Raw genomic sequence first — 13,427 nt, forward strand, 5'->3', positions numbered from 1 at the left:
GCCGACAATCCATACCCAGCAGGGAATTGCCGGTCGATGGGTGCCCCCGGCAAAGTCGTGGTCATGAACAACAACGCAGCGGAAGACCTCGCGAAGCGATATGTAGCAATCTGGAACGAAGCCGACGCCGACGCCCGCAAGGAGGCCGTCGAAGCACTGTGGACCGAGGGTGGCGTGCACCTGCTGGAGCCGCCCGAGGAGATCGTCAAGCGGGCCGCCGAGATCGGCGTCACTGCGACCCTGGAGGCGCGTGGACACGCGGAGCTGCTCAGCCGCGTGACCCGCGCGTACGACGAGTTCGTCGCGCCCGGGCAGTACGAGTTCGTGAAGCATGGCGAGGCGGCCGCGCTCCGCGACGTGGTGAAGTTGCGCTGGGCGATGGTCCCGGCCGGCGGCGGCGAGCCGCTTGCCATCGGCATCGATCTCCTCCAGCTCGCCCCGGACGGCCGCATCAGCACCGACTACCAGTTCATCGAGGCCTAACCAACCCGAGCCGGGCCCAGCGGGCGGAGGTGGCGGCGGCGTTCGGTGGGGTGCTGGTGGCGGTCGGAGTGGGCGTTGTCGAGGCGGGTGAGGTGCCGGCCGGCGCCGCTCACCGGGCAGGTCCAGGTGCCGTCCATCTCGACCAGGCGGATGCCGGGGAGCTCGAGCCAGCGCAGGATCAGCTCGATCTCCTCCGGCGAGGCCGCCGCGACCGGCCCGATCCCGGGCAGCACCGTCTCGGCCGAGGCGCGCAGCATCTCCAGGTGCGGCCGCGGGTCGGTGCCGCGCGGGCTGAACCCGGCCGCCGCGAGCCGCCCTCGGCGGATCACGTGCAGCTCCCAGCCGCCGTCGTCGGTCCGCCTGGCGGCACAGATCTCGGCGCAGCCGGTGATGGAGGCCATCCGCTGCATCCGCGCCGAGCTACGCACGAACGCGCTCAACCGGTCCCGGTGGACCGCGGCGTCCTCGAACCGCTCGTCCGCGGACAGTACGTCGATGCGCCGGTCGAGTGCGTCGACGACCGGCGTCGGGTCGGCCGTCAGCGCCGACCGGAGCGCCGCGACGAACTCGCCGTACGAATCCATCGAGATCCGGCCGTCGCAGGGCGCCACGCACCGGCCCATCTCCGCCAGCACGCACGGCGACAGCGAAGGGTGCTTCGACATCCGCGCGGTGCACTGCCGGATCGGGAACGCCTCGTGCAGCGCGGCCATCGCTCGCTCGGCCGTCTTCCGCGAGCTGAACGGCCCGAGATACCCGGCGTCGTCGTCGCGCACCTGTTTGACCAGCGACAACCGCGGAAACGGTTCGACCGTGACCTTCAGCCAATGCTGCCGCTCCGGGAACTTCGACCGCCGGTTGTACCGCGGCTTGTGTTCCGCGATCAGCCGCAGCTCCCGGATCTCCGCCTCCAGCGGCGTCCCGCACTCGATCCCGCGGACGCCGGTGGCGATACCGACCATCTCGCCGATCCGGTTCCTGGTCTCGGAGGCGGTGAAGTACGAGCGGACGCGGGTGCGCAGGTCCTTGGACTTCCCGACGTACAGCACCTCGCCGCGGTCGTCGGTGAACAGGTACACACCCGGTGCGTGCGGCAACGACTCGGCCAGGTGGCGTTTGGCCCGGACGGCCGGCGCGACCCTGGACGAGAACGTCTGCAGGTCCTCCAGCGTTTGCACGCCCAACGACCCGACCCGCTCGAACAGCCCGTGCAGCACGTCGACGGTCGCGCGGGCGTCGGACAAAGCGCGGTGGTTGGGCGTGGTGGTCGTGCGGAACAGCTTCGCGAGCGTGCCGAGCTTGCAGTTCGGCGCCTCGTCCGGGGTGATCACCCGGCGGGCCAGCAGCGCGGTGTCGACGACGGTGAAGTCGGGCCAGTCGTACCCGTGCACGAGGCTCTCGTGTTTCAGGAAGCCCATGTCGAACGGCGCGTTGTGCGCCACCATCACGCAGCCGCGCGCGAACTCCAGGAACGCCGGCAGCACCGACTCGATCCGCGGCGACGCGGCGACCATCCCGTTGGTGATCCCGGTCAGCACGGCGATGAACGGCGGGATCGACTCCGACGGGCTGACCAGCGTCTGGAACTCGCCGACCACCTCGCCCGCGCGCACCTTGACTGCGCCGATCTCGGTGATGCCGCCCTCGCCCGGCGGGTTGCCCGTCGTCTCCAGGTCCACGACGCAGAACGTGATGGCGTGCAGCGGCGTGCCGAGGTCGTCGAAACTGTGCTGCACACCGCGGATCGGCAGCAGCGGATCCGGGGCCGGCGCATGCCCTGGGCTCGTCATGGCCACGACGCTAGGAGTCGCCACCGACAATTCCGCAGGTGACACGCAGGAGAGTCGACTAGGCTCTCGGTATGCGTACACAGGCGATCACCGCGAAACCGGGCCCGGCGCCCGCTCGTTGTGGTCTGCGTCACTGGTCGAGCAGCACTTGCCAGGTCGTCGTTCCAGCCGGACTGCGGACCGGTGACTGAGGCCGGCACCGCCGCGAGCTCCGCCGCTACGACTTTGCCTGAACCGGTCCGGCAACGCGTCCTGACCCTCGCCGCGCACGCCCTCGGTCAGCTGCCCGCGACCGACATCCCGGCGCCGCTGCGCCGGTTCGCCAGCTTCGCCCCGGCGAAACGGGCCAAGCTGTCGGCCTCGGTGCTCGGGCCGATCCTGGAGACCGACGACCACTTCCGCCGGCTGACGGCCTTCGAGGTACGGCGGGAGCACCCGGAGCTCGGCGACGCGGTGGCAGACGGCGTGCCGGTCCCGGCCGCGGATCCGGTCGAGGTCGCCGCGCTCGCCTATCTGCTGCGCCCCGACGACTGGGAGCAGCACATCGCCGCGGCCGCCCAGGTCCCCGTGGAGAGCCCACAGGCCGGCAGCGATGCGGTGAACCGGCTCACCGACCAACTCGACCAGGCGCGCACCGAGACCCGCCAGGTGCGCGAACGGCTTCGTGAACAGGTCAACGAGCTGAAGGCCGAGAACGTCACGCTCCGGCGCAAGCTGAACGAGGCCCGCCAGCGGATCACCGGCCTGCAGTCGGAGGTCGAGCAGCGCACCAGGGAAGCCGAAAGCGCCGACGAACGCGTCGACGCGGCGCGGGCCGAGGTCGAGCGTGAGCTGCGCAAGCTCCGCGCCCGCATCACCGAACTGGAGGCGGTCGAGCACGCGGCCCGTCGTACGGCGGGGCAGGAGCGCGAGCTCGCGTCGACGCGTACCCGGCTGTTGCTGGACACGTTGCTCGAGGCAGCCAGCGGCCTGCGCCGTGAACTGGCCCTGCCGCCCGGGGGAGAGCTCCGTCCCGCGGACACGGTGGCCGGGTCCGAGCCCGATGCGGCCCCGGTCGGACGTACGGCGCCTGAGGACGATCCGGCGCTCTTCGACGAGTTGCTCGCGTTACCGCAGGTGCATCTGATCATCGACGGCTACAACGTGACGAAGACCGCCTGGCCGAACTCGCCGTTGCATTCGCAGCGTCAGCGGCTCGTCACTGCACTGGGCGCACTGGTCGCACAGCGGCGCATCGAGGTCACCGTGGTGTTCGACGGCGCCGAGCTGTCGGGTCCGGTCCAGCTGAACCCGCCCCGCGGAGTGCGGGTGCGGTTCAGTCCGGCCGGCGTGATCGCCGACGAGGTGATCCGGCAACTGGTCCGCGCCGAACCGCCCGGCCGCCCGGTCGTGGTCGTCTCCACCGACCGCGAAGTTGCCGACAGCATCGTCAAACTCGGCGCCCGCGCGCTCACCGCGAGCAGCCTGATAGCACGCATCGCCCGCGCCTGACCACAGAAATTGTCGGCGGGGGTCTCTAGCGTCCTTCTCAGCCGGATGCAAGTCCGGGTGCTTCCCCCCTTGGAGGATGTTGTGCTGATCGACTGCGACGCCTGTGTGATGAAGGGTCCCGGCTGCCAGGACTGCGTCGTCACGGTGGTGCTGGGGTTCTCGGAGGAACGGTCCGGCAGCCTGCGGATCGACGACGACGAGAAGGCCGCCCTGGACGCGCTCGCCGAGTCCGGCCTGGTCCCGCCGCTACGCCTCGTGCACGCGGTGAACAGCGTCGACCCGAACGACGCGCCGAAGGAGCAGACCGGCTGACCGCCGCGGATCTCAGGCCCCTTACGGGACAAAGCGAAACGATCGTTTGGCCAGGACTGGCCTGCGTTAATTTTCGATCAAACCCGAGGGGCGAATTGCACTGGTCACGAAACGGTCACTACTGTTACGTCTCGTTGCCTCAGGGCGTCGGCCGCTCCGGCCGACCGGGCAACGGCAAGCCGAGGGAGTGATCCGGCGGATCCGCGGACCGAGAGTCCGTGCGGAGGGCCTGATCAACGGGGACGGCGCGAGCAGAGGAAGGGACCGACCGGGCTGTGTCCATCGGACGCATCAACCGCACCAAGGGAATCGCCCTCGCCGCCATCACCAGCACCGCCGTCGCCGCGGGAGTGATCTTCATCCAGGGAGCGGCTGACGCCGACCCCAAGCCCACTCTGGCCGAGGCGAAGAAGCAGATCGCGGCGCTGCAGCACCAGGCCGAGGAGGCCGGCGAGTCGGCGAACGACCTGCGTGGGCAGATCACCGCCTCGAGCGCCCGGGTGAAGGCCCTGCAGGCGGGTATCGCCAAGCAGCAGGGCCAGGTGGACGCGGTGAAGCGGCAGATCGGCTCCCTCGCGGTGGCCGGATACCAGACGTCGGGCATCTCCACGACCGCGCAGCTGCTGCTGTCGAGCAACCCGGACCAGTTCCTCAGCCAGGCGTCCACCGCCCAGGCCTTCGCCGGCCAGCAGAACTCGGCGCTGCGTCGTTACCAGGTCGCGCAGGGCAAGCTCACCGACCTGCAGGCCAGCGAGCAGACCGAGCTGGCCGCGCTGCAGGCCGTGCAGGCGAAGCAGGACGCGTTCAAGAACCAGCTCCAGGGCAAGCTCGACGCGGCGCAGAAGGTGCTCGACAAGCTCAGCGACGCCGAGCGCAAGCGGATCGAGGAAGAGAACGCCAAGGCGGCGGAGGAGGCGCGCAAGCAGCGCCCGACCCGCGACGGCTCGCGCACCGGCGACGACAAGAACCTGCCGAACGTCCCGGCCAGCGGCCGCGCGAAGATCGCGATCAACGCCGCGCTCGCCCAGCTCGGCGACTCGTACGTGTGGGGTGCCTCGGGCCCGAACTCCTTCGACTGCTCCGGCCTGACCATGTACGCCTGGGGCAAGGCCGGCGTCTCGCTGTCGCACTCGTCGAAGGCGCAAGCCAGCGAGGGCCGCCGGGTCAGCAAGTCCGACCTGATGCCCGGCGACCTGGTCTTCTTCTTCAGCCCGATCAGCCACGTCGGCATCTACCTCGGCAACGGCCGGATCGTGCACGCGCCGCGACCGGGCAAGAGCGTGGAGATCGCCCCGCTCGACGAGAACCCGTACAACACCGCGGTCCGTCCGGGCTGACCTGCGACCTTGACATACTCTGCGGCTCCGGGGGTCCCCCGGAGCCGCGGCATTTCACGGCGGTGCCGTAGGGTCGGAGGAGGCACGTAGTGTTCCGCCTGGTCGGGGCAGGTGAGCAGCGAAGGGCCGAGGTGATCGACGAACAGGGCGATACGGTTCCACTGCCGGTGATCCCGTCGTCCGGTGACCCTCGGGAGCCGATCGACCACCGGCCGGAGTCGCGCGCCGACGGTCCGCAGCGGCCGCCGTTCGCACCGATCCTGAAGAAGGTCGCGCTCGGCGTCGCCGTCTGCCTGGTCGCCGGGGCCGGGTATGCCGGCCTGCAGCACATCGCCGACGCCCCGGCCGATCCGAACGCGCCGGGAGCGGGCCAGGTGCCGCAGTCGACGCCGACCACACCCGACCAGGCCCAGGCCGGTGTGCAGCGGGCGGTCGCCGGTGAGGCGGTCCTGCAGAAGATGACCGACGCGGTCGAGAACGAGGACCGCACCGAGTTCCTGAACACGATCGACCCCAAGGCCACGCAGTTCCGGACCAGCGCGCGGACGATCTACAGCAACCTCACCACACTCCCGCTCGGCACCTTCCAGTTGCGCTACGTGAGCGACGACGCGGCCGCGCTGACCCCGGACCGGCAGGCGGAGCTCGGCGGGACCCAGTCCTGGCTCGCGCAGGTCGAGGTCTCCTGGCAACTCGCCGGGTACGACGTCAAACCCGCCCGCGAGACGCTCCCGGTGACCTTCGTGACCCGCGACGGCAAGACGTACGCGGCCTCGTTCTCGGAGCGGTTCGTGGCGGGACAGCGCCGCCCCGTCTGGGCGCTCGGCCCGATCGAGCTGGCCAAGGGCGAGCACAGCCTGGTGATCAGCCTCGACTCGGAGTCGGAGGCGCGCAGCTACGTGCCGGTCGCCGACAAGGCGGTCGAGTCGGTGACGAAGGTGTGGGGCAAGGGCTGGCGGCAGAAGGTGGTCGTCTACCTGCCGGCCAAACAGGCCCAGATGGAGAACGTGCTCGGCGCGCAGCCGAACACCTATACCCAGATCGCGGCCGTCACGATGGCCGAGCTGGACACGCCGGCCATCGGCGCGCCGGTGCGGATCGTGGCGAATCCGAAGCTGTTCGAGGAGCTCGGCAAGCAGGGCCGGCGGATCGTGCTCACGCACGAGACCACCCACGTCGCGTCGACCGCGACGGCGTCGCCGGTGCCGTTGTGGCTGGCCGAGGGGTTCGCGGACTACGTCGCGTTCACCGCCGTGCCGGTGCAGGACGAGTCGGCGGCGAAGGAGCTGTTCAAGGCGGTGCGGGCGGGGCATGTGCCGGCCTCGCTGCCGTCCCCGGAGGCGTTCGCGGCGTCGGCGACCGAGCTGCCGCAGGCGTACGAGTCGGCGTGGCTGGCCTGCCGGCTGATCGCCGAGCGTGAGGGGCAGGACAAGCTGGTCAGGTTCTACCGGGCCGTGCATGCGTCGAAGACGTCGGCCGGGCTGGCGGACGCGTTCAAGTCGGTGCTGGGGATGACCGAGGCCGAGTTCGTCGCCGAGTGGCAGAAGTACCTCGAACGGCTCGCCGGTGCGTAGAGCAACGTCCCGTCCGTGGGCGCCTCGCGCCGCGGGCGGTCTGCTCGCGCTCGCACTGGTCTTCACGATCGCCGTCACCACCCCCTGGCACCTGATCGATCTGCCCGCACCGGACGCCGCGCTGGACTTCACGTCCGCGGAGATCGCCCGCCAGAACGCGTTCCGCCACGAGATCCTCCGCTGGTCGACGGCGTCCTGGATCATCTCGGTCGTGGTCCCGCTGGCGATCGGCTTCAGTCCGTTGGGCCGCCGGCTGTACGACGGGCTGCGGATCCGCCTGTGGTTCCTCGCCGTACCGGTCACGGTCGCCGGGATCGCCCTCATCACCAACCTGCTCACCCTTCCGACCGACGTGCTCGCCCAGCGGGTCAGCCTGAAGTACGGCCTGGCGGTCGAGAACTGGCGGCTGTGGGTGTGGGACCGCGGCGTGAACTGGGCGATCACCTCCATCGGCGTCGCGGTGCTCGCGGTCGTCCTGATCGGCTTCGCGAAGCGCCGCCCGCAGGGCTGGTGGTTGCCCGGAGCAATCGTCGCGGCCTTGCTCGTGCTCGGCGTGTCGTTCGCGTATCCGGTGCTGGTCGAGCCGCGGTTCAACACGTTCACGTCGATGCCGGCCGGTGCCCTGCGCAACGACTTCCTGAAGCTCGCGGCCGAGGACGGCGTACCGGTGAAGGACGTGCTGGTCGCGGACGCGTCGAAGCGGACCACGGCGCTCAACGCGTACGTGTCCGGTTTCGGTTCGACCCGGCGGCTGGTCGTCTACGACACGCTCCTGAAGGACACGCCGCCCGCGCAGGTCCGGCTCGTCGTGGCGCACGAGCTCGGTCACGCCGCGGAGGACGACGTCCTGCACGGCACCCTGATCGGCGTGCTCGGTACGGCGTTCGGCATCACCCTGCTGTACCTGTTGCTCGGGCCCCGGCTGGCGGACCCGCGTCGTACGGCGGTCCTGGTCGCGCTGATCGTGGCCGGTACGACGCTGGCGAGTCCGGTGCAGAACCTGGTGAGTCGCAAGATCGAGGCGCGCGCCGACTACCACTCGCTCCGGCTGACGAACGATCCGCGCGACTTCGTGGCGATGCAGCACGACCTCGCCGTGCGGAACATCTCCGGTCTGGAGCCCAGCCGCTGGCGGTACTGGATGTTCGCCAGCCATCCGACCGCGCCGGAGCGGATCGCGATGGGCCGGGCGTGGGCGGCTGAGAACGCCGGCACGGTTCCGCCGCTGGCGACACGATGACGGTTCTCGTCGTCACCAACGACTTCCCGCCGCGGCAAGGCGGGATCGAGACGTTCGTCCGTTCGCTGTGCGACGAGCTGCCCGACGTCGTCGTCTACACGTCGCGCGAGCCGGGCGACGCGGCATACGACTCCACGCTGCCGTTTCCGGTCGTCCGGGACCGGTCGTCGATGTTGTTGCCGACGGCCCGCGTCACGAAGCGGGCCGTGCAGCTGATGCGGGAGTACGGTGCCGACCGGGTTCTGTTCGGGGCGGCCGCACCGCTCGGGTTGATGGGGACAGCGCTGCGCCGGGCCGGCGCGCGGAAGATCGTCGCGATGACACATGGGCACGAGACGTGGTGGGCCGGCGTACCAGGAACCCGGCAGGCGTTGCGCAGGATCGGGGACGCCGCCGACACGGTCACGACGGTGTCGTCGTGGTGTGAGGAGCAGATTGTCCCTGCCCTTTCTCCGGCAGCCGCCCGGCGGGTGCGACGGCTGACGCCGGGGGTTGATTCCACCCGGTTCGTTCCTGGCTGCGGTGGCGAACAAGTCCGCAAGGGGCTCGGGCTTGACGGCGTGCCGGTGGTCGCGTGTGTGTCGCGGCTGATTCGCCGCAAGGGCCAGGACACGTTGATCCGGGCGTGGCCGCGTGTTCGCGAGTCGGCGCCCGGGGCCACGCTCCTGCTGGTCGGCGGTGGACCGGACCGGGATTATCTGGAGGAGTTGGCGGTGAGCACCGGGGTGTCCGACGCGGTGGTGTTCACGGGGCCGGTTCCGTGGGCCGAGGTCCCACCGTACGTCGATGCGGCGGACGTGTTCGCGATGCCGTGCCGGACACGGCGGTTCGGCCTGGAGCCGGAGGCGCTGGGGATCGTCACGCTGGAAGCTTCGGCGACCGGTAAGCCGGTGGTGGTGGGGGATTCCGGAGGGGCTTCCGACACGGTCCTGCACGGTACGACGGGATATTTGGTCGATCCGTACAACCCGGCCGCCGTCGGTGCGCGCCTGAGCGAACTGCTGACGAACCCCCAGCACTGTGAGGTTCTGGGCGCAGCGGGCCGCAAGTGGGTTGAGGACGAGTGGGCGTGGTCGCGGTCGGGCGCCGTGCTGCGGGAGCTGCTGGCCGTGTGACACGCGGGGCGGGGGAATCGGTGGACAGGGTGTGGTGGGGGTCGTGTACTCTGACCGGCATGCACCGGATGTTCCGACTTGCCGCAGCCGTACGAGCTTTCCGCTCTCCGGCTGCCGCGGCCTGACATCCTGAAACTTCCACCGGCGACCGGAAACGGTTCGCCGGTGTTGTTGTTTCTGTAGCCCCGGTGGTCCGGTTCCGGTCCTGAATCGACAAGGACGAGAACCATGAGCATCACCAGGACCTTCATCGACTTCTTCATCGACCGCGACCACGTCCCGACGACGGGGTCCACGCTCATCCCGCGGCTCGGCGATCCCGTGCTCTTCACGACCTCGGGGATGCATCCGCTCACGCCGTACCTGGAGGGCGAACCACATCCACTGGGGCGCAGACTCACCGGCGTCCAGCGATGCCTGCGCACCACCGATCTCGACGAGGTGGGGGATTCGACCCACCTGACGGTGTTCGAGATGCTCGGCTCGTGGTCGCTCGGCGACTACGGCAGCAGCCAGACCCTGGAATGGGGGTACGAATTGCTGACCACCGGCTACGGGCTCGACCCCCGGCAGTTGTACGTGACCGTCTTCGGCGGGGACGACAGTGACGACGGGGTGCCGCTCGACCAGGAATCGCTGCGCACCTGGCAGCAGCTCGGCCTGCCGATCGAGCTGACCACCGACGACAACTGGTGGTCGAACGGCCCGACCGGTCCGTGCGGCCCGGACTCGGAGATCTTCGTCTGGACCGGTGAGGGCGAGCCGGAGGGGACGCCGACCACCGACGACCGCTGGGTCGAGGTCTGGAACCACGTGATGATGCGCTACCGCCGGCTCGACGACGGTTCGCTCGAACCGCTCAAGCAGCAGAACATCGACACCGGCCTCGGCCTCGAGCGGCTGACGATGCTGCTGGAGGGCAAGACCTCGGTGTACGAGACCTCGTTGTTCGAGCCGTGGCTGCGGATCGTCCCGAAGCTCTGGACGCTGGACGAGCGCTCGCAGCGGATCGTCATCGACCACCTGCGGTCGAGCATTGTGATCGTCGGCGACGGCGTGCACCCGTCGAACACCGGCCGCGGGTACGTGCTGCGCCGGCTGATCCGCCGGATGCTGACCATCCTCTGGCAGACCGACGAGTCGCGCTCGCTGTCGGACCTGCCCATCGAGCTGTTCGAGCACACCCTGAACCACTTCCACCAGGGCGAGACGGTGACGCTGATCCGGCGGATCCTGATCGACGAGGAGATCCGGTTCAGCAACCTGCTCGACCGCGGCCGGAAGGTCCTCAGCCACGAGCGGTTCCACAAGTCGCTCGACGACACCGACTACGAGTACCTGCACGAGACCCACGGGCTGCCCCGCGAGCTCGTCGACTCGTTGCGCTAGATGGCTGCCGGATCCAGTACGTCGGTCTGGGGAGCGTCGGGAATCTCCGGTGACGCGACCTTCCCGACCGACGACTGGGCCACGAACGCGCCGATCAGCACGATCACGCCGCCGGCGATCTGGTTCGGCCGCAGCGTCTCGCCGAGCAGGATCAGCGCGAAGATGCAGGCGGCGACCACCTCGACGTACGCGACCGCACCCGCGATCGCCGCCGACAGCCGCTGGACCGCGGCCGCACCGGCCAGGTAGGCGACGACCGTGCTGACCAGGATCAGCCACGCGGCCATCACCCAGCCGGGAGCGTGCCGGTCGCCGATCGCGATCGTGTCCACGAGCACATGCCACGGCGTACCCCATGGCGCCGCGATCAGCGTCAGGACGACGGCGCCGACCACGCTGCCCGCGGCCGTCATCACGAGCGGGTCCGCGGCGCCGGTGAGCTTGTCGATCAGGATGAAGTACGTCGCCTGACAGGCGGCCGCGCCGAGACCGGCGATCAGGCCGATCAGGTCGATCCGCAACCCGGACCAGATCTCGGCCACGGTCGCGAGACCAACGACCGCGATGCTGACGCCGATCGCGGCCGAGCGCGGGACGGCGACCTTCTGGCCGAACTTCAGCCACGCGACCACCAGCACCGGACCGGAGAACTCGAGCATCAGCGCCACGCCCACCGGCAGCCGGCTGGCGGCGAGGAAGAACAGCGTCTGGCATCCGGCGATCCCGGTCAGGCCGTACAGCACCAGTGCCTTCCAGGACGCCCGCGCGGCGCGCAGGCCGCCGCGGCCGCGGAAGATCAGCACGAGCGGGACGAGTACGGCGGCGGCGCCGAGGATCCGTAACCAGGCCGCCTGCTGCGGCGTGAAGCCGGCTCCGATCAAGGCCTTGGCGAACGGCCCCGACCCGCCGAACGTGATCGCGGAGAAGACCGCGAACCCCAACCCCACCGACTTCGTGCTGTACATGGGCATAACGCTCTCATGCCCATTACATGCCTGTCGAGTGGGATCTCACAGGACGTTCACGGCGCGGGCCGCGATGATGGCGACGGTCAGCAGGGAGATCGCCGACTGGACGCCCATCAGCATCTTGGTCCGGGCCGACAGCGGCATCGTGTCGGTCGGGCTGAACGCGGTCGCCGCGGTGAACGAGACGAACAGGTAGTCGGTGAATCCGGGCAGCCAGCCCTTCCAGCCGGGCAGGTCGACGGTCATCTGCGGGAACAGCAGATCCGCCCGCTCGGTCTCGCGCTCGTGCTCCGGCGCCCGCGCGAACGGGCCGCCGCGGTCGATCTCCCAGTACCAGACCGCGAACGCGACCACGTTCGTCACCCAGATCAGGACGGCGCTCTTCACCAGCACCTTGCCCTCGTTGGCGTCGCCGTTGTTCAGGAAGAAGATCATCCCGGCCAGGTAGAACGCGTTCACGGCCACCAGGACGCCGAGCAGGGTGAGCTCGACCCACCGCAGCCAGGGCTCGTCCCGGCGCAGGTGGAACGGGTTCATCCAGACCAGCGGCAGCAGCAGGAGGAAGCCGAGCGCCGGCATCAGCCAGCGCGGCAACGCGTTGATCTGCGCCGGCACCAGCAGTTGCAGGACGAGCACAGCCAGCACCGCCAGCGAGGCCGGCCAGCGCCGGGTGTGGCGGGTGCGCGGATACGACGCCTTCTTCACCCCAGCATTCTGACGCCGATCAGCGCTCAGCCGACGGAGGCGTCGACCACGGCCTGTCCCACCTCGGTACGCCGGTAGTGGACCTGGTGCCCGGTACGGCGACGTGTCGCGAGCCCTGCGTCGTACAGCGCCGACAGGTGTTCGGCGACGGTGGCGAGCGCCAGGTTGTACTGGGCGGCGAGGGCGCTGGTCGTGGCGGGCGGGTCGAGCGCGACGAGGAGCGTGGCGCGGGTGCGGCCGAGGAGGCGCGCCAGCGGATCCGGGGGAGCGGGTGCGTCGGACCAGAGTCGCGCGGCGCCGCGGGCGGGGTAGACGAGGGTCGGGTGGTAGGCCGGGTCGGCGACGATCACCAGATACGGCCAGGCGAAGACCCCGGGCACCAGGAGCAGGCCCTGCCCGGTGAGATCGCGGTCCTCGGAGCGGTACCGGGTGGCGACCAGGCGGTCGTCCTCCCAGGCGAGGGTCGGGTGCAGGTCGTCGAACAGACCGGCCAGGCCTCCGTCGGTCAGTTGCTGGCCGCGGTAGGCGATGTCGTCCTCGAGGACGCGGCTGATCAGCGGCCAGTCCGGCCTGATCAGGGCCTCCCACGCGGCTTCGATCTCGTCGGCGAGCCGTTCGCGGCTGCCGCTGAGGTCCGCCAGCATCGTGTCGATCTCAGCCGCGGCAGGGTTCTTCAACTCGTCGCGGGACCGGATCAGTTCGGTCCGCACCGTGTCGAGCGGCGTGCTGCGCACCCGGGCGATCTCGGTGCCGAACTTCGCGCGGGACGCCTTGGGCGGTGGAGTCAGGAAGTCCGGCGTGAACCCGACCCGTGGCTGCACGGCCTTCAGCAGCCGCAGGTCGAGGGTGCGTGCGGCGTCCCGCTTCGCCGCGATCCAGTCGCCGTACAGCGGCCGGTGCTTCGATCCGTTCAGGACCCGCACCGCCGACATCGTCTCCCACAGCGGCGACGCACCGAACCGGCAGCGCAGCGCGTCCGCCTGCGTGAACCGCAGGACGGTCATGAACCAGAACTTTCGGCCA

The 13,427-nt window shown here is 70.0% G+C and carries 12 protein-coding genes; 8 read left to right on the forward strand and 4 right to left on the reverse strand.

Annotated elements, in window-relative coordinates; genetic code table 11:
* Nucleotides 1–63 precede the first annotated feature (63 nt).
* On the forward strand, nt 64–483 hold the full coding sequence (locus ACWEOO_RS13575) for a hypothetical protein (protein ID WP_452143220.1): 420 nt from the start codon (nt 64–66) through the stop codon (nt 481–483).
* Here the strand turns inward: ACWEOO_RS13575 and ACWEOO_RS13580 are convergent.
* Nucleotides 480–2,273 carry a DEDD exonuclease domain-containing protein gene (locus ACWEOO_RS13580; RefSeq protein ID WP_452143221.1) on the reverse strand — a complete coding sequence of 598 codons (1,794 nt, stop codon included), beginning with the start codon at nt 2,271–2,273 and terminating at the stop codon, nt 480–482. The two genes, ACWEOO_RS13575 and ACWEOO_RS13580, sit on opposite strands and share 4 nt — an antisense overlap.
* A 225-nt stretch (nt 2,274–2,498) precedes the next feature.
* On the opposite strand from ACWEOO_RS13580, the gene ACWEOO_RS13585 reads away from it, so the two are divergent.
* From ACWEOO_RS13585 to ACWEOO_RS13615, 7 genes are all read left to right on the forward strand, one after another.
* Nucleotides 2,499–3,764: an NYN domain-containing protein gene (locus tag ACWEOO_RS13585; RefSeq protein WP_452143222.1), complete on the forward strand. Its 1,266-nt coding sequence runs from the start codon at nt 2,499–2,501 to the stop codon at nt 3,762–3,764.
* An 81-nt stretch (nt 3,765–3,845) separates the two neighbouring features.
* Nucleotides 3,846–4,076 (forward strand): hypothetical protein, encoded by a 231-nt coding sequence (locus ACWEOO_RS13590; RefSeq protein ID WP_355689771.1) that lies wholly within the window; start codon nt 3,846–3,848, stop codon nt 4,074–4,076.
* Between the two features lie 275 nt (nt 4,077–4,351).
* On the forward strand, nt 4,352–5,413 hold the full coding sequence (locus ACWEOO_RS13595) for an NlpC/P60 family protein (RefSeq protein WP_452143223.1): 1,062 nt from the start codon (nt 4,352–4,354) through the stop codon (nt 5,411–5,413).
* Between the two features lie 89 nt (nt 5,414–5,502).
* Nucleotides 5,503–6,987, forward strand: a complete 1,485-nt coding sequence (locus ACWEOO_RS13600) for a hypothetical protein (RefSeq protein WP_452143224.1) — start codon at nt 5,503–5,505, stop codon at nt 6,985–6,987.
* Nucleotides 6,980–8,227, forward strand: a complete 1,248-nt coding sequence (locus ACWEOO_RS13605) for a M48 family metallopeptidase (RefSeq protein WP_452143225.1) — start codon at nt 6,980–6,982, stop codon at nt 8,225–8,227. Before ACWEOO_RS13600 ends, ACWEOO_RS13605 begins: the two co-directional genes overlap by 8 nt.
* Nucleotides 8,224–9,342, forward strand: coding sequence for a glycosyltransferase family 4 protein (locus tag ACWEOO_RS13610; RefSeq protein ID WP_452143226.1), 1,119 nt, complete (start codon nt 8,224–8,226; stop codon nt 9,340–9,342). The genes ACWEOO_RS13605 and ACWEOO_RS13610 overlap by 4 nt, the downstream gene beginning before the upstream one ends.
* 228 nt (nt 9,343–9,570) lie before the next feature.
* Entirely contained in the window at nt 9,571–10,731 is a 1,161-nt protein-coding gene (locus ACWEOO_RS13615; protein ID WP_452143227.1) for an alanine--tRNA ligase-related protein, read from the forward strand.
* On the opposite strand, the gene ACWEOO_RS13620 is transcribed toward ACWEOO_RS13615, so the two are convergent.
* The 3 genes from ACWEOO_RS13620 to ACWEOO_RS13630 are packed head-to-tail and all read right to left on the reverse strand — an operon-like array spanning nt 10,728 to nt 13,408.
* Nucleotides 10,728–11,696: an EamA family transporter gene (locus ACWEOO_RS13620; RefSeq protein ID WP_363710553.1), complete on the reverse strand. Its 969-nt coding sequence runs from the start codon at nt 11,694–11,696 to the stop codon at nt 10,728–10,730. The genes ACWEOO_RS13615 and ACWEOO_RS13620 overlap by 4 nt on opposite strands.
* A gap of 45 nt (nt 11,697–11,741) precedes the next feature.
* Complete coding sequence (locus ACWEOO_RS13625) at nt 11,742–12,404, reverse strand: hypothetical protein (RefSeq protein ID WP_452143228.1); 663 nt, start codon at nt 12,402–12,404, stop codon at nt 11,742–11,744.
* A 26-nt stretch (nt 12,405–12,430) separates the two neighbouring features.
* On the reverse strand, nt 12,431–13,408 hold the full coding sequence (locus ACWEOO_RS13630; protein WP_452143229.1) for a DUF5937 family protein: 978 nt from the start codon (nt 13,406–13,408) through the stop codon (nt 12,431–12,433).
* Nucleotides 13,409–13,427 lie beyond the last annotated feature (19 nt).

It is taken from the genome of Kribbella sp. NPDC004138, assembly GCF_053603655.1.

Excerpts from the sequence above, each read along its gene's own strand:
- ACWEOO_RS13630 (WP_452143229.1), bottom strand. The coding sequence starts at position 13,408 with ATGACCGTCCTGCGGTTCACGCAGGCGGACGCGCTGCGCTGCCGGTTC.
- ACWEOO_RS13575 (WP_452143220.1), top strand. The coding sequence starts at position 64 with ATGAACAACAACGCAGCGGAAGACCTCGCGAAGCGATATGTAGCAATC.
- ACWEOO_RS13615 (WP_452143227.1), top strand. The coding sequence starts at position 9,571 with ATGAGCATCACCAGGACCTTCATCGACTTCTTCATCGACCGCGACCAC.
- ACWEOO_RS13580 (WP_452143221.1), bottom strand. The coding sequence starts at position 2,273 with ATGACGAGCCCAGGGCATGCGCCGGCCCCGGATCCGCTGCTGCCGATC.
- ACWEOO_RS13620 (WP_363710553.1), bottom strand. The coding sequence starts at position 11,696 with ATGTACAGCACGAAGTCGGTGGGGTTGGGGTTCGCGGTCTTCTCCGCG.
- ACWEOO_RS13610 (WP_452143226.1), top strand. The coding sequence starts at position 8,224 with ATGACGGTTCTCGTCGTCACCAACGACTTCCCGCCGCGGCAAGGCGGG.